Raw genomic sequence first — 26,013 nt, 5'->3', positions numbered from 1 at the left:
CCCATGTCCACCCCCAAGTCCAAAGCCGCCACCGACAGCCGCATCGCCGAGAACAAGAAGGCGTTCTTCAACTACCACATCGAAGAGCGCTTCGAGGCCGGCGTCGTCCTGCAGGGCTGGGAGGTCAAGGCCATCCGCGACGGCAAGGTGCAGATCACCGAGGGCTATGTCGTGGTGCGCGACGGCGAGCTGTTCCTGATCGGCTGCCTCATCCACCCGCTGCGCAGCACATCCACGCACATTCGGGCGGATACCGACCGCACGCGCAAGCTGCTGATGCACAAGGCCGAGATCCGCCGCCTCATCGGCAAGGTGGAGCAAAAGGGCTACACCCTGGTGCCGCTGAACCTGCACTGGAAAAACGGCCGCGTCAAATGCGAGATCGCGCTGGCGCGCGGCAAGGCGCAGCACGACAAGCGCGACACCATCAAAGAGCGCGAGGGCAAGCGCGAGGTGGAGCGCGCGCTCAAACACCGCATGCGCTGACCCCCGGCCGCCCTGCCCCGGCGGCGCCGGCCGCCGGAGGGACGAATCAGCGCAAATGCCCGAGCGGATGCGCGTGCGCGGGCCAGGGGCTGTCGAAGAACGGCGCCACCATCGCCGCCGTCACGTCCTCGATGCGCGCCGGGTTCCAACGCGGCTGCTGGTCCTTGTCCACCGCCAGGGCGCGGATGCCCTCGACCGTCTCCCCCTCGGCTGGCGAGCGCCCCAGATGGCGGGGATGGAAGCAATGGCGCACCAGGTCCCGCTCCAGGCGCAGATCCTCGGCCAGGGTCATGCCCCGCGCGCGCCGCACATGTTCCAGCACCACATGCAGCATCAGCGGGCTGCGCAGGCGCAGTGTGGCCAGGGCCTGTGCCGCCGCGTCCGTGCCGGCCGCCTGCAGCGCCTGCACGATGCCGCCCACGGTGTCGGCACCAAAGGCGGCATCCACCTCTGGCGCCAGCGGCGCCACGGTGCGAGGCCCCGCGCTGCGCCAGCCGGCCTGCGCCGTCCACCCACGCCACGCAGCCTCGAACGCCTCGGGGCTATCCGCCTGCACGGTGGCGAGTGCGTCCCACGCGCGCGGCAGATCGGCCGCGGGGGCGGCCACATCGGCCAGGCCCCAGGCCAGCGCCGCATCCGCCCCGACGACCACCCCGGTCAGCCCCAGATACTCCCCGACATGCCCCGGGCAGCGGCTCAGGAAATGCCCTCCGCCGACATCTGGGAACAGCCCGATGTTGGTCTCGGGCATGGCCATCTTGGTGCGCTCGGTGACGATGCGGCAGCGCCCGCCCTGGCTGATGCCCATACCGCCACCCATGACGATGCCGTCCATGAAAGCGATATACGGCTTGGGGTAGGTAAAGATCAGGTGGTTGAGGGCGTACTCCTCGGTAAAGAAGTCCTCCAGCCGCGGATCGCCCGCCAGCGCGGCCTGATGGAAGAAGCGGATATCCCCGCCCGCGCAAAAGGCCCCGAACGGCCCGTCCTTGGAGGTGCCGCGAATCGCCACCGCCACCACGGCGGGGTCATCGCGCCAAGCGAGCAACGCCTCGGCGAGCGCCCGGATCATGCCCAGATCCAGGGCATTGAGGGCCTTGGGCCGGTCGAGGGTGATGCGCCCGACGCCGTTGGGCGTGCGCTCGATGTGGACGAAATCGCTCCAGCGCGAGGTCATGGGGATGTCTCCTTCCGTTGGGTCAACCACAGGTGGGTCAGCAATGCGCCCAGCACCAGGGCGCCGCCTTGCCAGACGGCGGGCGAAGGAACCTCGCCCGCGCCCAGCCATGCCAGCACGATGCCAAAGAGCACCTCCAGCAAGCCCAGCATCGAAACCTCGGTGGGCTTGAGCACACGCGCGCAGACGACGGCCAGCACGCACGGCACCGCCAGTTGCCACACGCCCAGCCCCGCCAGCCACGCCACGTCGTGCGCGCTGGCCCGCAGCGGCCAGGCCAGCGGCAGCGTCACCGCCGCCGACACGCCGGCGCCCACCAGCACGGCGGGCACCAAATCCACCCCGTGCCCTTCGCGCTGGCTGCGCTGCACCAGATTCCAGTTGAAGGCGCCCCCCAGCGGGGCGCCCAGCGCCACCACGCTGCCCAGCCAGCCGCCCTCGCCCAGTTGGCGCGCAAACATCCATGCGATGCCCAGGCCCGCCACCACGATGGCCGCCCAGGTCTGTCGCGCCAGCCGCTGCCCGAAGAACAGGCGCGAGATGAGCGCCGTCAGCAGCGGCCCGGCCGCCAGCGTGATCAGCACATTGGCCACACTGGTCAGCGCCAGCGCGATCATGAAGGCGGTGAACATGACCGCCCAGCACACCCCCGACCACCACAGAGCGCGGCCGCTGGTGACCATCCGGCGCCACACGCCGCGACCCTGCCACAGAGGCAGGATCAGCGCCAGCGACAGCGCGGTGAACGCGCTGCGCCAGAAGGTGATCTCGAACGCCTGCGCCTGCTCGAGCTGGCGCGTGACCACGCCCGCCGTCGCCCACAGGAACGTCACCGCCACCATCAGGGCGACGGCCTGCCCGTGACGCAGCGTCATGCGCCTTCCCGCGCGGCGCGCTTGCGCTCGTGCTCCTTCAGGTAGCGCTTGCGCAGGCGGATGCTCTTGGGCGTGATTTCCACCAGCTCGTCATCCTCGATGAACTCGACCGCGTACTCCAGCGTCAGCTCGATGGGCGGGGTGATCTTGATCGCATCCTCCTTGCCCGAGACGCGGAAATTGGTCAGCTGCTTGGTGCGCGTCGCATTGACCACCAGGTCGTTATCGCGGTTGTGCACGCCGACGATCATGCCCTCGTACACCGGGTCGCCGGCCTTGACGAACATGCGGCCGCGATCGTCCAGCTTGCCCAGCGCGTAGGTGAAGATCTCGCCGTCGTCCATGCTGATGAGCACGCCGTTCTTGCGACCGCCGATGTCGCCCTTGTGCGGCTCGTAGCCGTCGAAGATGTTGGAGATGAGGCCCGAGCCGCGCGTGAGGTTGAGGAATTCGTTGGAAAAACCGATCAGCCCCCGCGCCGGGATGCGGTACTCCAGCCGCACGCGGCCGCGGCCGTCGGGCTCCATGTTCACCAACTCTCCCTTGCGCTCGCCCAGCGCCTGCATCACGCCGCCCTGGTGCTGCTCCTCGATGTCGCAGGTCACCAGCTCGATCGGCTCGCACCGCACGCCGTCGATCTCTTTGAACACGACGCGCGGCTTGCTCACGGCCAGCTCGTAACCCTCGCGGCGCATGTTCTCCAGCAGGATGGTCAGGTGCAGCTCGCCCCGGCCCGAGACTTCGAAGACTCCGTCCTCGCCCGTCTCGCGCACGCGCAGCGCCACGTTGGATTGCAGCTCCTTTTGCAGCCGGTCCCAGATTTGCCGGCTGGTGACGAACTTGCCCTCACGCCCGGCCAGCGGCGAGGTGTTGACGCAAAAATTCATCGTCAGCGTCGGCTCGTCGATCTTGAGCATGGGCAGCGGCCGCGGGTTGGCGATGTCGGTGACCGTCACACCGATGCCGATCTCGTCGATGCCGTTGATCAGCACGATGTCGCCCGGCCCGGCCTCGCTCACCTGCACCCGGTCCAGCCCCTGGAACTTGTGCACCTGGTTGATGCGGCCCTTGAACTGCCGGCCGTCCGGCCCCTCCATGACCAGCACGTCCATTGCCGGCCGCAGCGTGCCGGCGTTGATGCGGCCCACGCCAATGCGGCCCACGAAGCTGTTGTAGTCCAGCGCCGAAATCTGCAGTTGCAGCGGCGCGGCGGGATCGCCCTCGTGGGCGGGCACATGCTTGAGGATGGTCTCGAACAGCGCGGACATGTCCGGCCCCCAGCGCTCGCCAGGCGCCCCCTCGGTCAGCGACGACCAGCCGTTGATGCCCGAGGCATACACCACCGGAAAATCCAGCTGCTCGTCGGTCGCCCCCAGCTTGTCGAACAGGTCGAACGCGGCGTTGATCACCTTGTCGCAATTGGCCCCGGGCTTGTCCACCTTGTTGACCACCACGATGGGCTTGAGGCCCAGCGCCAGCGCCTTCTTGGTCACGAAACGTGTCTGCGGCATCGGCCCTTCCTGGGCGTCGATCAGCAGCAGCACGCCATCCACCATGGACAGCGCGCGCTCGACCTCGCCGCCAAAGTCGGCGTGGCCCGGTGTGTCCACGATGTTGATGTGCGTGCCGTTCCAGCGCACGGCGCAGTTCTTGGCCAGGATGGTGATGCCGCGCTCGCGTTCGAGCGCGTTGCTGTCCATGACCGTGTCCTCCACCTTCTCATGGGCGGCAAAGGTGCCGGACTGGCGCAGCAGTTGGTCGACCATGGTCGTTTTGCCGTGGTCGACGTGGGCGATGATCGCGATGTTGCGAATCGGGGGGCGGGAGGTCATGGTGCAGCCTGTTGCAGATATTGGGAAACTTCGGTGGGCGCGAGCAGACGCGCCGGAATCAATTCGCCGCCGGCACAGCGGGCGGTGCCCAGCAGGGCCCGCGGGCGGTCGCCGAACACGGCAACCAGTTCAGCGGGCGGCCACGGGCCGCGGCGGCGCAAACCGCTCAGAAAACGGCCCGCATCGCGCTCATCCAGCACGACGCGCGGCGCGCCCTCCAGCAAGGTCTCGGGGGGCAGCAGGCAGCGCAGGCGCTGCGGTGGGGACAGGGCTTCCAGCGCGTCCAGCGTGATCGCCTGCGGCAGCGTCAGCCCCCCGGTGGCGGTGCGCCGCAGCGCGGTCAGGTGCGCGCCACAGCCCAGCGCCGCGCCGATGTCCTCGGCCAGCGTGCGCACATAGGTGCCTTTGCTGCAGCGCACTCGCAGGCGCAGCGCGGCGGGGTCGTCGGGCATCGGCTCCAGCGTCAACGCATGGATCGTCACGCGGCGCGGCGCGCGCTCGACCTCGATGCCCGCACGCGCATATTCGTACAGCGCCTTGCCGTCCTTTTTGAGGGCACTGTGCATCGGCGGAATCTGCTCGATCACGCCGGTGAAGCGGCGCGCCAGCTCGGCCAGCCGCGAGGGGGTCAGCCGGGCCGCGTCCACCGGCGCGGTGGCGATCACCTCGCCCTCGGCATCGCCGGTGGTGGTGCGCACACCCAGGCGCAGCACGGCCTCGTAGGCCTTGTCGGCCTCCAGTTGCACCTGCGCAAACTTGGTGGCCGCGCCCAGACACACCGGCAACAGCCCGCTGGCCAGCGGGTCGAGGGTGCCGGTGTGGCCGGCCTTTTCGGCCGCCAGCAGCCATTTGACCTTGGACACCGCCGCCTGCGCGGACAAACCGACGGGTTTGTCCAGCAGCAGCACCCCATGCACGGGGCGCCGCGGCACCCGTGCACGGGGCTCGGCCGTCATGTCGCGTCCTCGTCCTTGCCGCGCGAGGCGACCGCCTTGGCGATCAGGGCGTTCATGTCCGCCGCCCGCTCAATGGAGCGGTCGTAGACGAAGTGCAGCGTCGGCACCGTGTGGATGTGCAGCCGCTTGAACAAGGCATTGCGCAAAAAGCCCGCGCCCTGGTTGAGCGCGTCCTGGCTGTCTTGCGGGTCGCCGACCAGCACGCTGAAGTACACCTTGGCGTGCGCATAGTCGGGCGACACCTCGACGGCCTGGATGGTGACCATGCCCAGACGCGGATCCTTGAGCTCGCGCGGGATCAGCTCGCTCAGGTCGCGCTGGATCTGGTCGGCCACCTTCAGGCCGCGGTTGGATGCCTTTCTCGTCGCCATGCGGGTCTCTTACAGCGTGCGCGCGATTTCCTTGATCTCGAAGAACTCCAACTGATCCCCTTCCTGGATGTCGTTGTAGTTCTTGAGCTTGATGCCGCACTCGAAGCCTTCCTTGACCTCGCGCACATCGTCCTTGAAGCGCTTGAGCGACTCCAGCTCGCCGGTGTAGATGACCACATTGTCGCGCAGCAGGCGGAAATGCGCGCTGCGCGTGACGTGGCCCTGCGTGACCATACAGCCCGCCACGGTGCCGATCTTGGAGGCGACGAAGACGCTGCGGATCTCGGCCATGCCGATGACTTCCTCGCGCTTCTCGGGCGCGAGCAGCCCCGCCATCGCGGCCTTCAGGTCGTCCACCGCGTCGTAGATGATGTTGTAGTAGCGGATCTCGACGTCGCTGGCCTCGGCCACCTTGCGCGCGTTGGCGTCGGCGCGGGTGTTGAAGCCGATGATGATGGCCTTGGACGCGATCGCCAGGTTGACGTCGGATTCGCTGATGCCGCCCACGCCCGCGTACACGAGCTGCACCCGCACCTCGTCGGTGGAGAGCTTGAGCAGCGCGGCCGACAGCGCCTCCTGCGAGCCTTGCACATCCGCCTTGATGATGATGGGCAGGGTCTTGACCTCGCCCGCCGCCATCTCGGCAAACATGTTCTCCAGCTTGGCCGCCTGTTGCTTGGCCAGCTTGGTGCTGCGGTACTTGCCGGCGCGGTAGGTGGCGATTTCGCGCGCGCGGCGCTCATCGGCCATCACCATGAAGTCGTCGCCCGCCAGCGGCACCTCGGCCAGGCCCTGGATCTCCACCGGGATGGACGGCCCGGCTTCCTTGACCGGACGGCCGGCCTCGTCGAGCATGGCGCGCACCCGGCCATAGGTCTGACCGGCCAGCACCACGTCGCCGACGCGCAGCGTACCCGACTGCACCAGGGCGGTCGCCACGGGGCCGCGGCCTTTGTCCAGCCGCGCCTCGATCACCAAGCCCTTGGCCTTGGCGTCCACCGGGGCCTTCAGCTCCAGCACCTCGGCCTGCAGCAACACGTTTTCCAGCAGCTCGTCGATGCCCTGGCCGGTCTTGGACGACACGCCAATGAAGGGCGAATCGCCGCCATACTCCTCGGGCACCACCTCCTCGGCCACCAGCTCCTGCTTGACGCGGTCGGGGTTGGCCTCGGGCTTGTCGATCTTGGTGAGCGCCACCACGATCGGCACCCCCGCCGCCTTGGCGTGCTTGATCGCCTCGCGCGTCTGCGGCATCACGCCGTCGTCGGCCGCCACCACCAGGATGACGATGTCGGTGGCCTGCGCGCCGCGCGCCCGCATGGCGGTGAACGCTTCGTGACCCGGCGTGTCCAGGAAGGTGACGACGCCGCGCGGCGTCTCGACGTGGTAGGCGCCGATGTGCTGGGTGATGCCACCGGCCTCGCCCGCGGCGACCTTGGCGCGGCGGATGTAGTCCAGCAGCGAGGTCTTGCCGTGGTCGACGTGGCCCATGACCGTGACGACCGGCGGGCGGGGCTTCTCCTCGCCCTGGTACAGCACCGCTTCCTCTTCCGAGAAGGCCTCCGGGTCGTCCAGGGCCGCGGCCACCGCCTTGTGGCCCAGCTCCTCGACGACGATCATCGCCGTGTCCTGGTCGAGCGACTGGTTGATGGTCACCATCTGACCCAGCTTCATGAGCTGCTTGATGACCTCGGACGCCTTGAGCGCCATCTTGTGGGCCAGTTCGGCCACGGTGATGGTCTCAGGCACGTGCACTTCGATGACACGCTGCTCGCTGGCGGGGGCGGCAGAGGCGCCGCGCTCGTCCCGTCCGCCGCGGCCGGGCTTGCCCTTCGGGCCGGCGCGCCAATTGCTGCCCGAGCGTGCCGGACCGCTGTCGCCGCGCGTCTTGAGCTCCTTCTTCTTGCCGGCCTCGTCCTTCCACGACGACGACAGCGCCTCGGACTTGACCTCCTTCTTGGCCGAAGGCGCCGCCGGTGCGCCGGCGGGCGGACGCGCGGGCGTGCCCGCGGGCTTGTGCAGCGTGCCCTTGATGCCCGGCTTGGCTTCGGCCGCGGGCTTGGGTTCCTCGGGCTTCTTGGCCACCAGCACCTTGCGCGGCTGGGCCATCATGGCCCGGATGGCTTCCGCCTCGGCCAGCGCCTTGCGGCGACGTTCTTCGATTTCGCGCACGCGGGCTTCCTCGGCCGCTTTTTCGGCGGCCTTCTCGGCGGCTTGCTCCGCCGCCCGGCGGGCCTGCTCCGCCTGTTCGGCCTCGGCGCGCTCGGCTGCCGCGCGCACCGCCTCATCGGCCGCCGGTTGGGCCGGGGCCGCGGGCTCGTCGGCGACCGACTCGCCGGTCGTGGCGACGGCGGTTTCGGCGCGGGCCTTCAGGGCCGCCGCCTCGCGCTCGGCTCGGGCCCGGGCTTCGGCCGCTTCGCGGGCCAGCCGGGCCTCCTCGGCGGCGCGGGCCTCGGCCTCTTCGCGCTCGCGGCGCTTGCGGGCGAGTTCTTCCTCTTCCTGACGCAGGCGCTCCGCCTGCAGCCGCGCCTCTTCTTCCAGCCGGGCCAGTTCGGCCGCCTGCGCCGCTTCCTCGGCCTGGGCGGCAGCGTCGCTGGCGCGCTCGGCCTCGTCGTCGCGCTTGACGAAAGTGCGCTTCTTGCGCACCTCCACTTGGATGGTGCGCGCACGGCCGGAGGCGTCGGCTTGCTTGATCTCGGTGGTCGAGCGCTTGGTCAGCGTGATCTTGCGCCGCTCCTGCCCCAGGGTGCCGTGGGCGGCCTTGAGGTGGGCGAGCAGGCGCTGTTTGTCCGCCTCGGTGACGGGGTCGCTGCCGGCGTGCTTGTCCACGCCAGCGGCGACGAACTGCTCCAGCAGCAGCGAGACGGGTTTGTTCAGTTCGGCGGCGAATTCGGCGACGGTGTTACTCGACATACGGTGTCCTTCTCCTCGGCTGGGCTGTTCACGAACGCGCGGACGATGCATCGCCGGCGAACCAGTGTTCGCGCGCCTTCATGATCAGGGCCGTCGCTTCCTCGCGGCTCTGTCCCGTGATCTCGACCAATTCGTCGACGGCCAGATCGGCCAGGTCGTCGAGCGTGTGCACACCGGCATCGGCCAGCTTGGCGATCAGGTCGGTGGTCAGCCCGTCCAGATCGCGCAGATCCTGCGAGACCTCCTCGACGCTTTCCTCCTTGGCGATCTCCATCGTCAGCAGCACGTCCTTGGCGCGGGCGCGCAGCTCGTTGACGGTGTCCTCGTCGAAGGCCTCGATCTCCAGCATCTCTTGCAGCGGCACATAAGCCACTTCCTCGAGGCTGGTGAAGCCCTCCTCGATCAGGATGTCGGCGATCTCCTCGTCGACGTCGAGCTTGCTCATGAACAGCTCGCGCAGCGCCTGGCGCTCCTGGGCCTGCTTCTCGGCCGATTCCTCGGCCGTCATGATGTTGATCTTCCAGCCCGTCAGGTCGGACGCCAGCCGGACGTTCTGCCCGCCGCGGCCGATGGCGATGGCCAGGTTTTCCTCGTCGACGACCACGTCCATCGCGTGCCGCTCTTCATCGACGACGATGGACTGCACATTGGCCGGCGCCAACGCGCCGATCACGAACTGGGCCGGATCGTCGCTCCACAGCACGATGTCCACGCGCTCGCCGGACAGCTCGTTGGTCACCGCGTTGACGCGCGAGCCGCGCACCCCGACGCAGGTGCCGATGGGGTCGATGCGGCGGTCGTGCGACAGCACGGCGATCTTGGCGCGACTGCCCGGATCGCGGGCGCAGGCCTTGATCTCCAGCAGGCCCTGCTCGATCTCGGGCACCTCCTGGCGGAACAGCTCGATCATGAACTCCGGGCTGGCGCGCGACAGCAGAATGGGCGCGCCCCGCAGGGTCGGGTCCACCTCGATGATGAGGGCGCGCACGCGGTCGCCCGAGCGGAAGTTTTCCTTCGGGATCATCTCGCTGCGCTTGAGCCGCCCTTCGACACGGCCGCTCTCGACGATCACATCGCCCTTGTCCAGCCGCTTGACGGTGCCCACGAAGATCTTGTCGCCACGCGACAGAAAATCGTTGAGCAGCATCTCGCGCTCGGCGTCACGGATCTTTTGCAGGATCACCTGCTTGGCCGCCATCGCGCCGATGCGGCCAATGGGCACGCTCTCGATCGGCTTTTCGATGAAATCGCCCACCTGGATGCCGGGGTGGTCCTCCACGGCGTCGGAGTACAGCTCCTCGGCATCGGGGTTTTGCAGGCCGGCCTCATCCGGCACCACCTTCCAGCGCTGGAAGGTTTCGTAGGCGCCGGTGTCGGGGTCGATCGACACCCGCACGTCCACCTCGCCGCCCAGCAGCTTTTTGGTGGCCGACGCCAGCGCGGACTCCACCGCGCCCAGCACGACGCGCGGCTCCACGTTCTTCTCGCGCGAGATGGCATCGATCAACATCAACATTTCGCGGTTCATTGCTCTGGCCTGCCTTTCACTGCCTGCGTACTCTTATGCGTTACCGGCGGCGCCGCGCGGGCGACGCCCCTTGAAATCCACGATCGGCGCCAGCCGTGCCTCGCGCACCTCGTCGAGCGTGAAGCCGAGCACCTGCACGGCTGCGGGCTCGGCGGGGCGGCGCGACGACTTGGCGGCCGGTTTGGCGGCGGGCTTGGCGGGCGCGTCCTCGACCAGATCGAGCTGCCACGCCCCGGGCGCCTCGCCGCGGCGCAAGACGCCGCGAAATTTTCTCCGCCCCGGCGCCACCGCCCCCCCGCCAGCCGCCCCGATGGGGGCGCGCAGAGTGACATCGACGGTCTCGCCGACGAAGCGTTCGTAATCGCGGGCGTGGCGCAGCGGGCGGTCGATGCCAGGCGACCCCACCTCGAGGCGGCGATAGTCCACGGCCTCGACCTCCAGGACATACTGGAGCTGTCGCGTGACGCGCTCGCAGTCCTCGACGGTGATGAAGCGCTCCTGCGCCTGCGTCGCATCCCAGGGCCAATCGATGGTCACGCGCAGCAAGCCGCCGGCGGACCGCTCCAGATCCACCAAGTCATATCCGAGCCCGACCACCGTCTGCTCCACCACCTGCTGCCAGCTCATGCGTCCCGTTTTCGCCTTTCGTGTCGGCACCGGGCGGTGCCTGATTGCGCCTTGCGCTGGATGGCGCTCGATCGCGTTCGACCAAAAAAAATGGGCCGGTGTGCACCCGCCCATTCGGTCGTGAGATCATTATTCTACCACCCTAGGTCAGAATTCGCACTCCCTCCACCCACCCGCCCACCGCCATGATCGACGTCTATTCCTGGCCCACCCCCAACGGCCACAAGGTCCACATCGCACTCGAGGAGTGCGGCTTGCGCCTGGGGCGCGACTGGCGGGTGCATCCCGTGGACATCGGCAAGGGCGAGCAGTTCGCCCCCGACTTTCTGCGCATCAGCCCCAACAACAAAATCCCCGCCATCGTCGACCCCGATGGCCCGGACGGCAAACCGATTGCGCTGTTCGAGTCCGGCGCGATTCTGCTCTACCTGGCCAGCAAAACCGGCAAACTGCTGCCCAAGGGCGAGCGCCAGCGCTGGGAGGTGCTGCAGTGGCTGATGTTCCAGGTCGGCGGCGTCGGCCCCATGCTGGGCCAGGCGCACCATTTTCGGATATACGCACCACAAAAAATCGACTACGCCGTCGACCGCTACACCAACGAGGCGCGTCGCCTGTACGGCGTGATGGAGCGCCGCCTGCAAAGCAGCCCCTGGCTCGGCGGGCGCAGCTACAGCATCGCGGACGTGGCGACCTTCCCCTGGGTGCGCGTGTGGCAAAACCAGGGCGTGGCGCTGTCCGACCACCCCGCGGTGCAGGCCTGGCTGGACCGCATCGCCGCGCGTCCCGCGGTGCAGCGCGGCCTCGCGACCCTGGCCAATGCCCGCCCGCAGGTACAATCGCGCTGATGTCGGAGCGTAGCGCAGTCTGGTAGCGCATCTGCTTTGGGAGCAGAGGGTCGAAGGTTCGAATCCTTTCGCTCCGACCACAAACAAACCCCTGCCGTCCGTAGCTCAGCCGGATAGAGCAACGGCCTTCTAAGCCGTGGGTCGGGGGTTCGAGCCCCTCCGGACGGGCCATCCGCACACGCACGATTCACGACATGACAGCCACCATCAAGGACGCCGCAGGCATCGAGGGCATGCGCACCGCCGGACGTCTGGCGGCAGAGGTGCTGGACTACCTGACACCGCACGTGCGGCCGGGCGTCACCACCAACGAGCTGGACCGCCTGGCGCACGACTACATCGTGCACGTCCAGCAGGCCATCCCCGCGCCGCTCAACTACGCCCCCAGCGGCTACCAGCCCTACCCCAAGAGCATCTGCACCTCGGTCAACCACGTCGTCTGCCACGGCATCCCCAACGACAAGCCGCTCAAAAAAGGCGACATCGTCAACATCGACGTCACCGTCATCAAGGACGGCTGGCATGGCGACACGAGCCGCATGTTTCTGGTCGGTGAGGTGCCCCCGCACGCGCGGCGCTTGTGCCAGGTGACCTACGAGGCCATGTGGAAAGGCATCGAGCAGGTCCGCCCCGGCGTGCGCCTGGGCGATATCGGGCACGCGATCCAGACCTACGCCGAGAGCGCCGGTTACAGCGTGGTGCGGGAGTTCTGCGGCCACGGCATCGGTCAGCGCTTTCACGAGGACCCGCAGGTGCTGCACTACGGCCGCCCCGGCACGGGGATGGAAATCAGGCCGGGCATGACGTTCACCATCGAGCCCATGATCAACCAGGGCCGGCGCGAGATCCGCGAGATGGGCGACGGCTGGACGATCATCACCAAGGACCGGTCGCTGTCCGCGCAGTGGGAGCACACCGTGCTGTGCACCGAAGACGGCTACGAGATCCTGACCCGGTCGGCCGGCATGCCGGCGCCGCCCCCCTTCGTCTCGGCAGCGGCCAGCCCGGCTGCGGCTTGACGCAGCCGCTGGAGGTCGCCGCTGGATGCCGTATCTGGCCCCGGTCTTGCTTGTGACCGAGCCATGTCCGCCCCACCCTGCCCCGCCCCAGCCGACCGTCTGGACATCGCCGCGCTGCGGCAGCACTACCGCGATGCCAAGCGCGGGGTGCTGCACGCCATCGAGGGCCTGAGCGGCCGCTCGCGCGGCGTGCGCGTTCTGTTGCGGCGGCTGAGCCGCCTGACCGACGACACACTGCGCACGCTGTGGGCGGCCTCCGGACTGCCGGACACGCTGGCGCTGGTGGCCGTGGGCGGCTACGGGCGGGGGGAGCTGTTCCCCTACTCCGACGTCGATGTGCTGGTGCTGCTGCCCGACGGCGTCCGCGCCGAGGCGGATGCGGCGCTCAAGGCCGCGCTGGAGCGCTTCATCGGCCACTGCTGGGACATCGGGCTGGAGATCGCCTCCAGCGTGCGCACCGTGACCGAATGCCTGCAGGAGGCGGCCGCCGACATCTCGGTGCAAACCGCGCTGCTGGAAAGCCGCTGGCTGGCCGGGGACCGGCGGCGCTTCGTCGCGCTGGGCCGCGCGCTGGACGAGCAGATCGACCCGCTGGCGTTTTGCCGCGCCAAGCAGTTCGAGATGCAGCAACGCCACCAGCGCTACGAGAACACGCCCTACGCGCTGGAGCCCAATTGCAAGGAATCGCCGGGCGGGCTGCGTGACCTGCAGGTGATCCTGTGGGTCGCCAAGGCCGCCGGTTTCGGCCACACCTGGGGCGAACTCGCGCGCCGCGGGCTGGCCACGGCGCGCGAGGCCCGCCAGCTCAAGGCCAACGAGGCGCTGTTGAGCCTCATCCGCGCCCGTCTGCACACCCTGGCCCAGCGGCGCGAGGACCGCCTGGTGTTCGACCTGCAGACCGCGCTGGCGGCCTCGTTCGGCATCGAGGCCGAGGGCACGGGCGACGGCAGCCGCGAGCAATCGGCGCGCCGCGCGCGCAAGGCCAGCGAGCGGCTCATGCGGCGCTACTACTGGGCGGCCAAGGCGGTGACGCAGCTCAACCAGATCCTGCTGCTCAACATCCAGGAGCGCCTGGAGCGCGACGAGCACGGGATGGAGCCCCCGCGCCCGCTGAACCCGCGCTTTCTGGACAAGGGCGGCCTGCTGGAGGTGGCCAGCGACGACCTGTATCTCCAGCAGCCGCACGCGATCCTGGAAACCTTTTTGCTGTACCAGCAAATCCCGGGCATCAAGGGCTTGTCCGCGCGCACGCTGCGGGCCTTGTACAACGCCCGCCCCATCATGAATGCGGCGTTTAGGCGCGATCCCGTCAACCGCCGCACCTTCGTGCAGATGCTGCAGCAGCCGCAGGGCATCACGCATGCCTTCCGGCTGATGAACCAGACCTCGGTGCTGGGGCGCTACCTGTGGCCGTTTCGCAATACGGTCGGCCAGATGCAGCACGACCTGTTCCACGTCTATACGGTGGATCAGCACATCCTGATGGTGCTGCGCAACATGCGGCGCTTTTTCATCCCGGAGCATGCGCACGAGTACCCGTTTTGCTCGCAGCTGGCGGCCGGCTGGGACAAGCCGTGGGTGCTGTACGTCGCGGCGCTGTTCCACGACATCGGCAAGGGCCGGGGCGGCGACCATTCCGTGCTGGGCGCGCGGGACGTGCTGACCTTCGCGCGCCAACACGGCATCGATCGCGAGGATGCGGCGCTGATCCGCTTTCTGGTCGCGGAGCACCTGACCATGAGCCAGGTGGCCCAGAAAGAGGATATCAGCGATCCGGACGTCATCCGCGCGTTTGCGCGGCGCGTGGGCGACGAGCGGCACCTCACGGGCCTGTACCTGCTGACCGTGGCCGACATCCGCGGCACCAGCCCCAAGGTCTGGAACGGCTGGAAAGCCAAGCTGCTGGAGGACCTCTACCGCGCCACCCTGCGCGCGCTCGGCGGCGGGTCGCCGGACCCCCACGCCGAAATCGAAGCCTGCAAGCGCGAAGCGCTCGCGCTGCTGGCCCTGCACGCCCTGCCGCACCAGGCCCACCAGGCGCTGTGGTCACGGCTGGATGTCGGCTACTTCATGCGCCACAGCGCCGACGAGATCGCCTGGCATACACGCCACCTCTCGCGCGCGCTGGCGCAGGCCGCGCCGGGCGCGCCGCTCACCCTGGTGCGCGCCCGCCTGTCCCCCGCCGGCGAGGGGCTGCAGGTGCTCGTCTACACGGACGACCAGCCCGATCTGTTTGCCCGCATTTGCGGCTACTTCGACCAGGCCGGCTTTTCCATTCTGGACGCCAAGATCCACACCACGGGCGACGGCCGCGCCCTCGACACCTTTCAGGTCGCGACGGAAACCCTGTCCGAACACTACCGCGAGCTGGTGGGCATGGTCGAAAGCGGCCTGCCGCGCGCGCTGGATCCGGCCACGCCGCTGCCCCCGCCAGGGCGCGGCCGCGTATCGCGCCGTGTGCGCAGCTTTCCGGTCGTGCCGCGCGTGCAGCTGCAGCCGGACGAGCGGGGCCAGCGCTGGCTGCTGAGCCTCTCGGCCAGCGACCGCAAGGGGCTGCTCTACCGCATCGCGGGGGTGTTCGCCCGCCACCGGGTGCAACTGCAGCTCGCCAAGGTCACGACACTGGGGGAGCGGGTGGAGGACACCTTCGTCATCTCCGGCCCCGCGCTCCATGTCCACCGCGAGCAGGCCCTGTTGACGCAGGATCTGCTGGCAGTGCTGGACGAAACCTGAGGGCTGGATTTATAGTGCCGCGACAAGGAGGTGCAGCATGGTCCTTTCACACGCTTGGCCCCTGATCGTGGGAATGGTGCTGTTGATGCCGACGCTCAGCCGCGGCGAAATTCCCGCGATCTTTCGCGGCGCCGATCTGGCTGCAGGCGAACAGCTCATCCGCCAGCACCGCTGTGCCCAGTGCCACACCGAGAAGGTGGGCGGCGACGGCAGCGGCATCTACCGCCCGCTCGGCCGCATCAACACCCCCGGGTTGCTGCGCGGCATGGTGGAGCAATGCAACGCCGCGCTCAACCTGCAGATGTGGCCGGAAGAGGTGACGGCGGTGGCGGCGGTCCTCAACCGCGACCACTATCGCTTCCGGGACTGACGGCACCCGGGGCGTGCAGCAAGGCGATCAGGCCCGCTTCGTCGAGGATCGCCACGCCCAGTTCCCGCGCCTTGTCGAGCTTGCTGCCGGCGGCTTCGCCCGCCACCACCCAGTCGGTCTTGCGGCTGACCGAGCCCGCCACTTTACCGCCCGCCGCTTCGATGCGGGCCTTGGCGGCCTCGCGCGTCAGGGTGGGCAAGGTGCCGGTCAGCACGAAGGTCTTGCCGCTCAGCGGCAGGGGTGCGGCCTGGGCGTCGCCATCGTGCTCGGGCCAGTGCACGCCGCTGGCGCGCAATTGCTCCACCACCTCGCGGTTGTGCGGCTGCGCAAAAAAGGTGTGGATGCTGTTCGCCACCACCGGCCCCACGTCGGGCACGCGCAGCAGGTCGTCCACCGACGCGTCCATGATGGCGTCCAGCCGCCCGAAGTGGCGGGCCAGATCGCGCGCCGTGCTCTCGCCGACGTGGCGGATGCCCAGGCCAAACAGAAACCGCGCCAGTGTCGTGGACTTGGACGCCTCGATGGCCGCCAGCACATTGGAGGCCGATTTGTCCGCCATGCGATCCAGCCCGACCAGCGACGACAGGCCCAGCCGATACAAGTCCGCCACGCCGCGCACGACGTCGCCGTCCACCAGTTGATCGACCAGCTTTTCGCCCAGGCCTTCGATGTCCATGGCCCGGCGCTGCGCAAAGTGCAGGATCGCCTGCTTGCGCTGGGCGGGACAGTACAGCCCCCCCGAGCAGCGGTGGTCCACCTCGTCCGCCTCGCGCACCACGGCGCTGCCACAGACGGGGCAGGTCGACGGCATCACGAAGGGCTCGCCGCGCGGCTGCGGCAGGGGCAGCGCCACGGCCACCACTTCCGGGATCACGTCGCCGGCGCGGCGCACGATGACGGTATCGCCCACCCGCACGTCCTTGCGCGCCACCTCATCGGCGTTGTGCAGCGTCGCATTGGTCACGGTCACCCCGCCGACGAATACCGGCTCCAGCTTGGCCACGGGCGTGAGCTTGCCCGTGCGCCCCACCTGCACGTCGATCGCCAGCACCCGGGTGAGCTGCTCCTGCGCGGGAAACTTATGCGCGATCGCCCAGCGCGGCTCGCGCGTGACGAAGCCCAGGGTGCGCTGCCAATCCAGCCGATCCACCTTGTACACGACGCCGTCGATGTCGAAGGGCAGCGCATCGCGGCGCGCCCCGATGTCGCGGTGGTAGGCCGCCAGGGCTTCGCCCCCTTCGCAGCGACGCACCAAGTCCGACACGGGAAAGCCCCAATCGCGCAGCGCCTGCAGCACCTGCCAATGGGTCCCCCCCTCGGGGCGTTCGCCCAAAGCGGCGGGCCATTCGCCCACGCCATAGGCAAAAAAACTCAGCGGGCGCGACGCCGTGACGGCTGGGTCCAACTGGCGCACGGCGCCGGCAGCGGCGTTGCGCGGGTTGACGAACGTCTTGTCGCCGCGGGCGCGCTGGCGTTCGTTGAGCGCCTCGAAATCGTCACGCCGCATGTACACCTCACCGCGCACCTCCAGCCGCTCGATCTCCGCCCCCGTTCCCCGCAGCCGCAGCGGAATCTGGCCGATGGTGCGGATGTTTTGCGTTACGTCCTCGCCGGTTTCGCCATCGCCGCGTGTCGCTGCGCGCACCAGCAGGCCGTGCTCATACAGCAGCCCGATCGCCAGACCGTCGAACTTGGGCTCGGCCACGTAGACCACCGGCGGGTCGTCCGGGCCCAGCGCCAGCTCCTTGCGGATACGGGCGTCGAAGGCCAGGGCGGCGCCTGCCTCGGTATCGGTTTCGGTGCGGATGCTGAGCATCGGCACCGTGTGGCGCACCGGCTCAAAACCTTCCAGCGGGCGCCCCCCGACGCGTTGGGTGGGCGAATCGGGCGTGACCCAATCGGGGTGTCGCGCCTCGATGGCCTGCAGTTCGGCGAACAGACGGTCGTACTCGACGTCCGGGATTTCGGGGTCGTCGAGCACATAGTAGCGCCACGCATGGTGATGGAGGGCACGGCGCAAGGCCTCGGCACGCCGCCATTCGGGATCGGCCACCGCCCCCGTGGGCAAGGCGGCGAACAGATCGGGTTGCAAGGACGGATCGGGAGCGGAGGATGGTGCGGACACGGCCGCCATTATCCATCCGCGCATCCATCCGAGCGTCGCGGTGGCGCGCCTTTCAAAGCGCGGTGACCACCCGAGCGGTGTAGAGGCGCGCCGGCTCCACGCCGTCGTACTGGTGCCCCTGCGGCAGCGAACGCAAGACCCGCAACACGTTGTGGATGGCGCGCTCGTCCACCGCGGCGTCCACGGCGAACGACTCCCGCGTGTGCATGATGACAGACAGAAAAGCCCCCGGGTCGCCGGCAAACCCGGCAAGGTCGGCATGGGGGGCCAAGTCCATCGGCCCGGCCGTCTGCAACCAGCGCAGCGCCCGCTGCACGGCACGGGCAACGGCCTGCAATTCGGCCGCGTGCGATTCCACCACGGCTGCGGGGGTGCTCAGCCCCGCACAGAGCACAGGGCCGCCGAGCAGGCGCAGGCTCTCGCTCAGGTGGCGGGTGTCCGTGACGACCCGGATGGCCCCCCGGCGTTGCAGGCCCGTCAACAGCGGGTCGCCCACGCAGACGGCATCCACCTCGCCGAGCAGAAACGCGGCCTGCGTCTGCTGCGCCGTGGGCAGGGCGAGGAACTGGGTGGCACGCGGCTGGGCCCCATGGGCCTGCACCACCAACCACGCGATCCGTTGGGCCAGACGGCTCGTCTGCGGCACTCCGATGCGGGCATCCTGCAGTTGCAGGGACAACTCCGCGCCGGCCCGCAACGGGTGCCGCAGGCCAAAGCCCATTTGCGGTGTCCGCGCCAGGGTCAGAAACACCAGCTCCGACTGTCCTTGCAGATGCTGCCGCAGCACGGTGTCGAAGCCCCCCGCGCTCACCCGCACGGGCGGGCGCGCCCCAGGCAGCGTCTGCGGCGGCCGCTCGCTCCACGGCTCGAACGCCACCGGCACGCCCTCGGCGGCGAAGTATCCCAGGCGCTCCGCCAGCCGAACCGGCAGGACTTTCAGGGGAGCGTCGGTCTGCCACTGGATCGTGACCGGACGCAGCGACGCCGCCCGCACGCGCACCGCGGCGGCAGCGACCACCGCCGTCATCGCCCCCATGCGCAAGCACCGCCGCCTGTCCATCCCCGTCGCCTTGTCACCGCCCGTGCGGGCCGTTGGCGACAGCGTACGTCGCCCCATGCGCGGCAGCCATCGGGATCTGCCCCATGCGGGAAGACCCGGAAGACGCCCAACACGGCGTTCGTATCCGGCGTTCGTATCAGCGTATCAGCGCCGATCGGCCAGCGCGTGGGCGATGGTGCCCAGGTCCACGTACTCCAGCTCGCTGCCGACGGGCACCCCGCGCGCCAGCCGCGTGGCCTTCAGGCCCAGGGCCCGCGCCAGTTCCCCCACGACATGGGCGGTGGCCTCGCCTTCGGCGGTGAAGTTGGTGGCCAGGATCACCTCGCGAACCGGCGGCTGCGCCTGGAGGCGTTCCAGCAGCGGACGCACACCGATGTGGTCGGGGCCGATGCCGTCCAACGGGCTGAGCCGCCCCATCAACACGAAATAGCGGCCGCGATAGGCCCCGGTGCGCTCCAGCGCCGCCTGGTCGGCGGGCGTCTCCACCACGCAGAGCAGACCGGTGTCACGGGACGGATCGGCGCAGGTGGGACACACCTCCTCTTCCGAAAAGGTGTGGCACAGCGCACAGTGCCGGATGCCTTCGGCCGCTGCCTGCAGCGCCTGCGCCAGTTGCAGCGCCCCGTCGCGGTCGTGCTGCAGCAGGTGGTACGCCATGCGGGAGGCCGACCGCGCCCCCACGCCGGGCAGACGTTGCAGCGCCTGCACGAGCCGATCGAGCCGCCGCGAGGCCGACGGGGCCATGGGGGACGGGGGCCGAACCAATGGCGCCGTCAGAACGGGAACTTCATGCCGCCGGGCAGCCCCGGCATGCCGGCCGTCACTTTGGCCATGCGCTCCTGCGTGGTCTCTTCGACCTTGCGCACGGCGGCGTTGAAGGCGGCCGCCACCAGATCTTCGAGCATGTCCTTGTCGTCGGCCAGCAGGCTGGGGTCGATGGTCACGCGCTTGACGTCGTGCTTGCCCGTCATGACCACTTTGACCAACCCCGCGCCGGATTCGCCGGTGACCTCCATTTGGGCCAGCTCCTCCTGCGCGCGCTTGAGGTTGTCCTGCATGGCCTGGGCCTGCTTCATCAGGCCCGCGAGTTGTCCTTTGTTGAACATGGTTGGCGACTTTCGTGAATGCGGATTCAGACGGCGGCAGCGCCGTCGACGGGCTGGATGCTACCAGGGACGATGGTGGCCCCGTACTCGTGCATCATGGCCTGGACGAAGGGGTCGGACAGAATGGCGGCCTCGGCCGCCGCCTGTCGGGCACGGCGGGCCGCCGCCCGCCGTTCGGCCGGGGAGTCGGGGGCCGGCCCCACCTCCACGACCAGGCGCCAGTCCTCCCCCACCCCCAGATGCTCGACCAGGGCGGCGCGCAGGCGCTCGCGCGGGGTGTCCTGGGCCAGGGTGGTGCGCGGCACGCGCAAGCGCCACCCCTCGGCACGGCGCTCGATCAGCTCGGCCTGCAGCGCCAGCTCGCGCGCCAGGGCCTGTACGCGCCCGGCCGCCTCCAACGCCTCGACCACACGCGCCCATTCGTCGCCGAGCGACCCATCGGGTGTCGCCTCGCCATCGCTTGCCACAGGGGGCGGTATGGTCGTATCCGGTGGCGGCCCCGCTGGTGGTGGCGATGCCGGTTGGGGCGATGGCTGCGGTTGAGGCGGTTCAGGCGGAGGGGGCGGACTCTCCGGCGTTTTTTTTTCCGGTACGGCCGGGGCTGCCACGGCCACGGCACCTTCGACACCCGCGGGGAGCTGCCCGGCGCTCTGTCCGCTCGGCCCATCGCCCCAAAAGGTGAGCGCCCGCAGCAACACCATGGTCAGCGCGGCATATTCGTCGGGGGCCAGACCCAATTCGCCGCGCCCGTGCAGGCACAGGCTGTAGAGCAATTGCGTGATATCGGGGGACAGCGCCGATGCCAGGGCTGCCAGCCGCGGCTCGGGCGGCTCATCGGCCCCCGCCGTACCCGTCCATTGCAGCACCGCCATGCGCTGCAGCGCGGCAACCAGTTCCTCGAGCGTCGCGGCGGGTGCCACGCCGTTGCGGCGCATGTCCTCCACGGCGGCCACCAGTGTGCGCGCGTCGCGGGCCGCCAGCGCCTCCAGCAACCCATACACGGGGTCGCGGTCCACCACGCCGAGCATCTGGCGTACTCCGGCTTCGTCCAGGCGGCCGCCGCCGAATGCAATGGCCTGATCCGTCAGGCTCAAGGCGTCGCGCATCGATCCGTGCGCGGCGCGCGAGAGCAGGCGCACGGCCTGCGCGTCCGCGGCGATGCCTTCCACTGCCAGCACGCGCTGCAGATGCTCGGCGACGGTGGCCGGCGCCATCGGCCGCAGGTTGAACTGCAGGCAGCGGCTCAGCACCGTCACCGGCACCTTCTGCGGGTCGGTGGTGGCCAGCACGAACTTGAGGTACTCCGGCGGCTCCTCCAGCGTCTTCAACATGGCGTTGAAGGCGGTGTTGGTCAGCATGTGCACTTCGTCGATCATGAAGACCTTGAAGCGCCCCTGCACCGGCTTGTAGACCGCCTGCTCCAGCAGCGTCTGCACCTCGTCGACGCCGCGGTTGGAGGCGGCGTCCAGCTCCGTGTAGTCCACGAAGCGGCCCGCGTCGATCTCGCGGCAGGCGTCGCACACGCCACACGGCGCGTCGGTGATGTCGCCCTGCCCGTCCGGGCCCGTGCAGTTGAGCGACTTGGCCAGGATGCGGGAGACCGTGGTCTTGCCCACCCCGCGCGTGCCCGTGAACAGGTAGGCGTGGTGCAGCCGCCGCGCGCGCAGCGCATTGCCCAGGGCCTGCACCACGTGCTCCTGCCCCACCATCTCGGCAAATGTCTTGGGGCGGTACTTGCGGGCCAGGACCAGATACGACATGCGGGGATTCTAGCGGTCGCATACAATGCGGGGTGACGGGCCTTCCCGCATGGTGAAGCGGCCAACCGGGTCAGGTGGGGAACCAAGCAGCCCTAACCGTGTAGCCAGTGCCGGGGTCAAGGCTCGTCACCCCCGATTTCTCCGTTGACGCGAACAAGACGACCCGAGGCCCATCCACCATGGCGAGCGACCTGATCAAACACGTGACCGATGCCACCTTCGAAGCCGACGTGCTCAAGTCGGCGACGCCGGTGCTGGTCGACTTCTGGGCCGAGTGGTGCGGGCCGTGCCGCATGATCGCCCCCATCCTGGACGAAGTGGCCGGCGCCTACCAAGGCAAGCTGCAAATCGCCAAAGTCAACGTGGACGAGAACCGGGCCATCCCCGCGCAGTACGGCATCCGCGGCATCCCCACGCTGATGCTGTTCAAGGACGGCCAATTGGCCGCCACCAAGGTGGGCGCACTGAGCAAGGCGCAACTCACCGCCTTCGTCGAGCCCTACCTGGCCTGATAGCCGTTTGCCGGCCGGCGCCTCGCGCACGGCCTCGGCCTACCTGCCGGTCTGTTGGCCGGCGGTAATGTCATAATATGCGCTGATACGGCAGCGTACCTCTCGCTGCCGCGCTGCGGTCGTCAGATCGACCCACCACAGCAACCCATCCAGATGCCGGCACCGTCGGCCCCTCGTGATCCTCTCTTGCCTTAGGCACCCGCCCCCGCGGCGGCTCGCCGACAACGCACTCCCCATCCGGAGTTGACCCCCATGCACCTGAACGAACTGAAGGCCCTGCACGTCTCGGAGCTGCTCAAGATGGCCGAGGCGCTCGAGATCGAGAACACGGGCCGCATGCGCAAACAGGAGCTGATGTTTGCCATCATCAAACGGCGCGCCAAGGCCGGTGAGCAGGTGTTCGCCGACGGCGTGCTGGAGGTGCTGCCCGACGGTTTCGGCTTCCTGCGCGACCCGAGTGCCAGCTACACCGCCAGCACCGACGACATCTACATCTCGCCCAGCCAGATCCGCCGCTTCAACCTGCACACCGGCGACATGATCGAGGGTGATGTGCGCATCCCCAAGGATGGCGAGCGCTACTTCGCCCTCAACAAGCTCGACAAGATCAACGGGCTGCCGCCGGAGCAGAACAAGCACAAGATCATGTTCGAGAACCTCACGCCGCTGTTCCCCAAGGAACAGATGAAGCTGGAGCGTGAGGGGCTCAAGAGCGAGGAAAACATCACCGGCCGCATCATCGACATCATCGCGCCGATCGGCAAGGGCCAGCGCGCGCTAATCGTCGCGCCGCCCAAGAGCGGCAAGACCGTCATGATGCAGCACATGGCGCACGCCATCACGGCCAACTACCCCGAAGTGACGCTGATGGTGCTGCTGGTGGACGAGCGCCCCGAAGAAGTGACCGAGATGCAGCGCACCGTGCGCGGCGAGGTCATCGCCTCCACCTTCGACGAGCCGGCGGCGCGCCATGTGCACGTGGCCGAAATGGTGATCGAGCGCGCCAAGCGGCTGGTGGAGCTGAAGAAGGACGTGGTGATCCTGCTGGACTCCATCACCCGGCTGGCGCGCGCCTACAACAACGTGCTGCCTTCCAGCGGCAAGGTGCTGACCGGCGGCGTGGACGCCAACGCGCTGCAGCGGCCCAAGCGCTTCTTCGGTGCCGCGCGCAACGTCGAGGAAGGCGGCAGCCTCACCATCATCGCCACCGCGCTGGTGGACACCGGCAGCCGCATGGACGAAGTGATTTTTGAAGAGTTCAAGGGCACCGGCAACAGCGAACTGCACCTGGACCGCCGCCTGTACGAAAAGCGCGTCTTCCCCTCGATCCAGCTCAGCCGCAGCGGCACGCGGCGCGAGGAACTGCTGCTGCCGCCGGAGATCCTGCAGAAGACCCGCATCCTGCGCCAGTTCTTCTACAACATGGACGAGATCGAGGCGATGGAGATGGTGCTCAAGAGCATGAAGCAGACGAAGAACAACCAGGAGTTCTTCGAGCTGATGCGCCGCGGCGGTTGAACGCGGCCGTCCGCCGTATAATGCGAAGCTTTGCAGCAAGTGCGCCGGATGGGCCGGTCGTGGCTACTGCAGCAGGAAGCGATCATGAAAGAAGGCATCCACCCGAACTACCGCGACGTGTGCTTCGTCGACCTGTCCAACGGCAACCAGTTCATCATCCGCTCGTGCGCGCCGACCAAAGAGACCATCAAGCTCGACGACGGCCGGGAGCTGCCGCTATTCAAGCTGGAAACGTCGAGTGAGTCGCATCCCTTCTACACGGGCACGCAAAAGAGCGTGGACACCATGGGTGGCCGTGTCGAGAAGTTCCGCAACCGCTACGCGCGCGTCGGCAAGTAAGCCTTTGTGGTCGTCGGCCGCAGCCCCGCGCGGCCGAGTCCCCTGCACGAAAGCAGCCCTGCGGCTGCTTTTTTGTTGTCCGGCTCGTGTAGGCTAGCGCCCCATTGACGCTCTCGCCCCCGCCGCCCCGCCCCTGCCGTGCTGCGCCCCAATCCCGCCCTCGTCACCGCGAATGCCGCCCGCCGTCTGCCCCGCTGGGTGCCGTGGCTGTTGATCGCCGCCTACGTCCTGCCCGGCTTTCTGGGACGGGACCCGTGGCGTACGGAGGATCTGGCCGCCTTTGCCGTGATGCTGGACATGCACCATGGCGGGCCGTGGTGGACGCCCCAGGTGCTGGGCCAGCCCGCGGAGACGCTCGCATGGCTGCCCTACTGGCTGGGCGCGCTGGCCCTGGGCACCCTGCCCCTGCCGGCCGAGCTGGCCGTTCGCGTGCCCTTCGCGGGATTGCTGGGCCTGACGCTGGCGGCCACGTGGTATGCCACCTACCACTTGGCACGCGAGCCCGCCGCGCAACCGCTGAGCCTGGCTTTTGGCGGCGAAGCCCGGCCGGCGGACTACGCGCGCGCCCTCGCTGACGGTGCCCTGCTCGTTCTGGTGGCCACGCTGGGTTTGGCCATGCTGTCGCACGAGGCCACCCCGACGGCGGCGCAACTGGGGTTTGCCACGCTGGTGTTTTATGCGGTGGCGCTGGGACTGCGCTCCCCGTCCGACGCCACACGACCCGCCGTCTGGCCCAACTTGGCGCTGTGGTGGGCGGGCGCCTGGGGATGGGCGTTGTCGGGCGGCCCCGTGCCCATGCTGGCGGTCTCGGCGGCGGGCGTGTGGTGGTGGTGGCGCTGCGGGCGCCCCCCCAGGGTCTGGGGGATCGCGGCATTGGGCAGCCTGTGCGCGGCCGGCGTGGCGTTTGCGCTCGGCGCAGCGGCCGGTCAAACGGCCGAGCTCATCCCCCTGCGTTGGGGGGGCTGGTCCACGCTCGCGGCATGGCAGGGGCTGGGGCGGCTGCTTGCGTGGTTTCTGTGGCCGGCAGCGGCCTTTGCGCTCTGGACGCTGTGGCGCTGGCGCGGCCGCTGGCGTGCGCCGCACATCGGCTGGCCTGCGACGGTGGTGGCGCTGGTGCTGGGCATGACCTTTTTGAACGGTGGCGACGATCGCACCCTGCTGTTGGCGCTGCCGCCGCTGGCGGCGCTGGCGGCGTTTGCCCTGCCAACCCTGCGGCGCAGCGTCAGCGCCCTGATCGACTGGTTTGCGGTGCTGTTTTTTACCGGGGCGGCGGTCCTCGTCTGGCTGATCTGGATCGCGATGCAAACCGGTGTCCCGCCCAAACCCGCGGCCAACATTGCCCGCGCAGTCCCGGGGTTCGAGCCCGTGCTCGACGGGTGGCTGCTGCTGCCGGCGCTGGTCGCCACGGTGGCCTGGGTTGGCTTGGTGGCGTGGCGCTTGGGGCGCTATGCGCCGGCGCTGTGGAAAGGGGTGGTGCTGTCGGCATCGGGCCTGACCCTGAACTGGGTGCTGCTCATGACCCTGTGGCTGCCGCTGCTGAACTACGGCCTGGGGCAGGCCCCGGTGTCACGGCGGATCGCCGCGCTGGTGGCGCCCGGCGATTGTGTGCTGGTGCACGGGCTGGATGCCGCGCGCATCGCCGGGCTGCAGCACCACGGCGGTCTGACGGTGCGGCGCATCGGGCAAGCGGACGCGCCACGCTGCCGCTGGCTGGTGGCCTCGCCCGCGGACTTTCCGGGTCTGGCCCGCAGCGAAGATCTGTCCGGCTGGCAACTGCGCACCGAAGTCCCGCGCCTGCGCGAAAACCGCGAAAAGTGGCTGGTGTTCGAGCGCCGCTGACGCTCAGGCCGGTTGGGGTGGA

At 69.0% G+C, this 26,013-nt stretch carries 22 protein-coding genes, 2 tRNA genes and 1 other RNA gene; 12 read left to right on the top strand and 13 right to left on the bottom strand.

The window, feature by feature from the left end; translation table 11 throughout:
* Positions 1–3: 3 nt before the first annotated feature.
* The gene (gene smpB / locus Tfont_RS00240; RefSeq protein ID WP_143968011.1) at positions 4–486 is read left to right on the top strand and encodes an SsrA-binding protein SmpB; all 483 of its coding nucleotides are present in this window, start codon (positions 4–6) and stop codon (positions 484–486) included.
* A 46-nt stretch (positions 487–532) separates the two neighbouring features.
* Here the strand turns inward: smpB and Tfont_RS00235 are convergent, their stop codons facing one another.
* Genes Tfont_RS00235 through rimP form a run of 8 tightly spaced genes read right to left on the bottom strand, consistent with a single transcriptional unit; the run spans position 533 to position 10,765 of the window.
* On the bottom strand, positions 533–1,663 hold the full coding sequence (locus Tfont_RS00235; protein WP_143968010.1) for an enoyl-CoA hydratase/isomerase family protein: 1,131 nt from the start codon (positions 1,661–1,663) through the stop codon (positions 533–535).
* Positions 1,660–2,538 (bottom strand): DMT family transporter, encoded by an 879-nt coding sequence (locus Tfont_RS00230; protein WP_143968009.1) that lies wholly within the window; start codon positions 2,536–2,538, stop codon positions 1,660–1,662. Before Tfont_RS00230 ends, Tfont_RS00235 begins: the two co-directional genes overlap by 4 nt.
* Positions 2,535–4,370, bottom strand: coding sequence for a translational GTPase TypA (gene typA / locus Tfont_RS00225; protein WP_068609570.1), 1,836 nt, complete (start codon positions 4,368–4,370; stop codon positions 2,535–2,537). The genes Tfont_RS00230 and typA overlap by 4 nt, the downstream gene beginning before the upstream one ends.
* Complete coding sequence (truB, locus tag Tfont_RS00220; RefSeq protein ID WP_068609568.1) at positions 4,367–5,326, bottom strand: tRNA pseudouridine(55) synthase TruB; 960 nt, start codon at positions 5,324–5,326, stop codon at positions 4,367–4,369. Before truB ends, typA begins: the two co-directional genes overlap by 4 nt.
* Positions 5,323–5,697: a 30S ribosome-binding factor RbfA gene (rbfA, locus tag Tfont_RS00215; protein ID WP_068609565.1), complete on the bottom strand. Its 375-nt coding sequence runs from the start codon at positions 5,695–5,697 to the stop codon at positions 5,323–5,325. The genes truB and rbfA overlap by 4 nt, the downstream gene beginning before the upstream one ends.
* A gap of 9 nt (positions 5,698–5,706) precedes the next feature.
* On the bottom strand, positions 5,707–8,610 hold the full coding sequence (gene infB, locus Tfont_RS00210; RefSeq protein ID WP_068609563.1) for a translation initiation factor IF-2: 2,904 nt from the start codon (positions 8,608–8,610) through the stop codon (positions 5,707–5,709).
* A gap of 28 nt (positions 8,611–8,638) precedes the next feature.
* Entirely contained in the window at positions 8,639–10,138 is a 1,500-nt protein-coding gene (nusA, locus tag Tfont_RS00205; RefSeq protein WP_143968008.1) for a transcription termination factor NusA, read from the bottom strand.
* Positions 10,139–10,171: 33 nt separating this feature from the next.
* The gene (rimP, locus tag Tfont_RS00200; protein ID WP_143968007.1) at positions 10,172–10,765 is read right to left on the bottom strand and encodes a ribosome maturation factor RimP; all 594 of its coding nucleotides are present in this window, start codon (positions 10,763–10,765) and stop codon (positions 10,172–10,174) included.
* 185 nt (positions 10,766–10,950) lie between these two features.
* On the opposite strand from rimP, the gene Tfont_RS00195 reads away from it, so the two are divergent.
* The 6 genes from Tfont_RS00195 (at position 10,951) to Tfont_RS00170 (ending at position 15,732) form a co-directional block, all read left to right on the top strand.
* Positions 10,951–11,610, top strand: a complete 660-nt coding sequence (locus Tfont_RS00195) for a glutathione binding-like protein (RefSeq protein ID WP_068609556.1) — start codon at positions 10,951–10,953, stop codon at positions 11,608–11,610.
* Between the two features lie 3 nt (positions 11,611–11,613).
* Positions 11,614–11,690, top strand: a tRNA-Pro gene (locus Tfont_RS00190).
* A gap of 14 nt (positions 11,691–11,704) precedes the next feature.
* Positions 11,705–11,781: transfer RNA gene (locus tag Tfont_RS00185), tRNA-Arg, on the top strand.
* Between the two features lie 14 nt (positions 11,782–11,795).
* Entirely contained in the window at positions 11,796–12,629 is an 834-nt protein-coding gene (gene map / locus Tfont_RS00180; protein WP_260682222.1) for a type I methionyl aminopeptidase, read from the top strand.
* Positions 12,630–12,692: 63 nt separating this feature from the next.
* On the top strand, positions 12,693–15,362 hold the full coding sequence (locus Tfont_RS00175) for a [protein-PII] uridylyltransferase (protein WP_068609552.1): 2,670 nt from the start codon (positions 12,693–12,695) through the stop codon (positions 15,360–15,362).
* Between the two features lie 37 nt (positions 15,363–15,399).
* Positions 15,400–15,732: a hypothetical protein gene (locus Tfont_RS00170; protein ID WP_260682211.1), complete on the top strand. Its 333-nt coding sequence runs from the start codon at positions 15,400–15,402 to the stop codon at positions 15,730–15,732.
* On the opposite strand, the gene ligA is transcribed toward Tfont_RS00170, so the two are convergent.
* The 5 genes from ligA to dnaX all read right to left on the bottom strand — a co-directional run bounded on the left by ligA (position 15,701) and on the right by dnaX (position 21,783).
* A complete protein-coding gene (gene ligA / locus Tfont_RS00165; RefSeq protein ID WP_143968139.1) occupies positions 15,701–17,866 on the bottom strand; it encodes an NAD-dependent DNA ligase LigA in 2,166 nt (721 codons plus the stop codon). The two genes, Tfont_RS00170 and ligA, sit on opposite strands and share 32 nt — an antisense overlap.
* Positions 17,867–17,909: 43 nt before the next feature.
* Positions 17,910–18,917 carry an ABC transporter substrate-binding protein gene (locus tag Tfont_RS00160; protein WP_185974437.1) on the bottom strand — a complete coding sequence of 336 codons (1,008 nt, stop codon included), beginning with the start codon at positions 18,915–18,917 and terminating at the stop codon, positions 17,910–17,912.
* A 144-nt stretch (positions 18,918–19,061) separates the two neighbouring features.
* Positions 19,062–19,661, bottom strand: coding sequence for a recombination mediator RecR (gene recR, locus Tfont_RS00155; protein WP_068609546.1), 600 nt, complete (start codon positions 19,659–19,661; stop codon positions 19,062–19,064).
* A gap of 29 nt (positions 19,662–19,690) precedes the next feature.
* The gene (locus Tfont_RS00150; protein WP_068609539.1) at positions 19,691–20,023 is read right to left on the bottom strand and encodes a YbaB/EbfC family nucleoid-associated protein; all 333 of its coding nucleotides are present in this window, start codon (positions 20,021–20,023) and stop codon (positions 19,691–19,693) included.
* A 26-nt stretch (positions 20,024–20,049) separates the two neighbouring features.
* On the bottom strand, positions 20,050–21,783 hold the full coding sequence (gene dnaX, locus Tfont_RS00145) for a DNA polymerase III subunit gamma/tau (RefSeq protein ID WP_143968004.1): 1,734 nt from the start codon (positions 21,781–21,783) through the stop codon (positions 20,050–20,052).
* Positions 21,784–21,817: 34 nt separating this feature from the next.
* Between dnaX and ffs the strand changes: the two genes are divergently transcribed.
* From ffs to Tfont_RS00120, 5 genes are all read left to right on the top strand, one after another.
* Positions 21,818–21,914, top strand: an RNA gene (ffs, locus tag Tfont_RS00140) — signal recognition particle sRNA small type.
* 48 nt (positions 21,915–21,962) lie between these two features.
* Positions 21,963–22,295: a thioredoxin TrxA gene (trxA, locus tag Tfont_RS00135; RefSeq protein WP_068609536.1), complete on the top strand. Its 333-nt coding sequence runs from the start codon at positions 21,963–21,965 to the stop codon at positions 22,293–22,295.
* A gap of 252 nt (positions 22,296–22,547) precedes the next feature.
* Positions 22,548–23,813 (top strand): transcription termination factor Rho, encoded by a 1,266-nt coding sequence (gene rho / locus Tfont_RS00130; RefSeq protein ID WP_068609535.1) that lies wholly within the window; start codon positions 22,548–22,550, stop codon positions 23,811–23,813.
* 84 nt (positions 23,814–23,897) lie between these two features.
* On the top strand, positions 23,898–24,152 hold the full coding sequence (locus Tfont_RS00125) for a type B 50S ribosomal protein L31 (protein ID WP_068609972.1): 255 nt from the start codon (positions 23,898–23,900) through the stop codon (positions 24,150–24,152).
* Between the two features lie 138 nt (positions 24,153–24,290).
* On the top strand, positions 24,291–25,991 hold the full coding sequence (locus Tfont_RS00120) for a hypothetical protein (RefSeq protein ID WP_260682209.1): 1,701 nt from the start codon (positions 24,291–24,293) through the stop codon (positions 25,989–25,991).
* Positions 25,992–26,013: the final 22 nt, after the last annotated feature.

It is taken from the genome of Tepidimonas fonticaldi (genome assembly GCF_007556755.1).
GTDB lineage: Bacteria > Pseudomonadota > Gammaproteobacteria > Burkholderiales > Burkholderiaceae_C > Tepidimonas > Tepidimonas fonticaldi.
This window is presented reverse-complemented; position numbering and strand designations above follow the sequence as displayed.

Coding starts and splice junctions, on each gene's coding strand:
- smpB (WP_143968011.1), top strand. CDS start 4: ATGTCCACCCCCAAGTCCAAAGCCGCCACCGACAGCCGCATCGCCGAG.
- Tfont_RS00235 (WP_143968010.1), bottom strand. CDS start 1,663: ATGACCTCGCGCTGGAGCGATTTCGTCCACATCGAGCGCACGCCCAAC.
- Tfont_RS00230 (WP_143968009.1), bottom strand. CDS start 2,538: ATGACGCTGCGTCACGGGCAGGCCGTCGCCCTGATGGTGGCGGTGACG.
- typA (WP_068609570.1), bottom strand. CDS start 4,370: ATGACCTCCCGCCCCCCGATTCGCAACATCGCGATCATCGCCCACGTC.
- truB (WP_068609568.1), bottom strand. CDS start 5,326: ATGACGGCCGAGCCCCGTGCACGGGTGCCGCGGCGCCCCGTGCATGGG.
- rbfA (WP_068609565.1), bottom strand. CDS start 5,697: ATGGCGACGAGAAAGGCATCCAACCGCGGCCTGAAGGTGGCCGACCAG.
- infB (WP_068609563.1), bottom strand. CDS start 8,610: ATGTCGAGTAACACCGTCGCCGAATTCGCCGCCGAACTGAACAAACCC.
- nusA (WP_143968008.1), bottom strand. CDS start 10,138: ATGAACCGCGAAATGTTGATGTTGATCGATGCCATCTCGCGCGAGAAG.
- rimP (WP_143968007.1), bottom strand. CDS start 10,765: ATGAGCTGGCAGCAGGTGGTGGAGCAGACGGTGGTCGGGCTCGGATAT.
- Tfont_RS00195 (WP_068609556.1), top strand. CDS start 10,951: ATGATCGACGTCTATTCCTGGCCCACCCCCAACGGCCACAAGGTCCAC.
- Tfont_RS00175 (WP_068609552.1), top strand. CDS start 12,693: ATGTCCGCCCCACCCTGCCCCGCCCCAGCCGACCGTCTGGACATCGCC.
- Tfont_RS00170 (WP_260682211.1), top strand. CDS start 15,400: ATGGTCCTTTCACACGCTTGGCCCCTGATCGTGGGAATGGTGCTGTTG.
- ligA (WP_143968139.1), bottom strand. CDS start 17,866: ATGGCGGCCGTGTCCGCACCATCCTCCGCTCCCGATCCGTCCTTGCAA.
- Tfont_RS00160 (WP_185974437.1), bottom strand. CDS start 18,917: ATGGACAGGCGGCGGTGCTTGCGCATGGGGGCGATGACGGCGGTGGTC.
- recR (WP_068609546.1), bottom strand. CDS start 19,661: ATGGCCCCGTCGGCCTCGCGGCGGCTCGATCGGCTCGTGCAGGCGCTG.
- Tfont_RS00150 (WP_068609539.1), bottom strand. CDS start 20,023: ATGTTCAACAAAGGACAACTCGCGGGCCTGATGAAGCAGGCCCAGGCC.
- dnaX (WP_143968004.1), bottom strand. CDS start 21,783: ATGTCGTATCTGGTCCTGGCCCGCAAGTACCGCCCCAAGACATTTGCC.
- trxA (WP_068609536.1), top strand. CDS start 21,963: ATGGCGAGCGACCTGATCAAACACGTGACCGATGCCACCTTCGAAGCC.
- rho (WP_068609535.1), top strand. CDS start 22,548: ATGCACCTGAACGAACTGAAGGCCCTGCACGTCTCGGAGCTGCTCAAG.
- Tfont_RS00125 (WP_068609972.1), top strand. CDS start 23,898: ATGAAAGAAGGCATCCACCCGAACTACCGCGACGTGTGCTTCGTCGAC.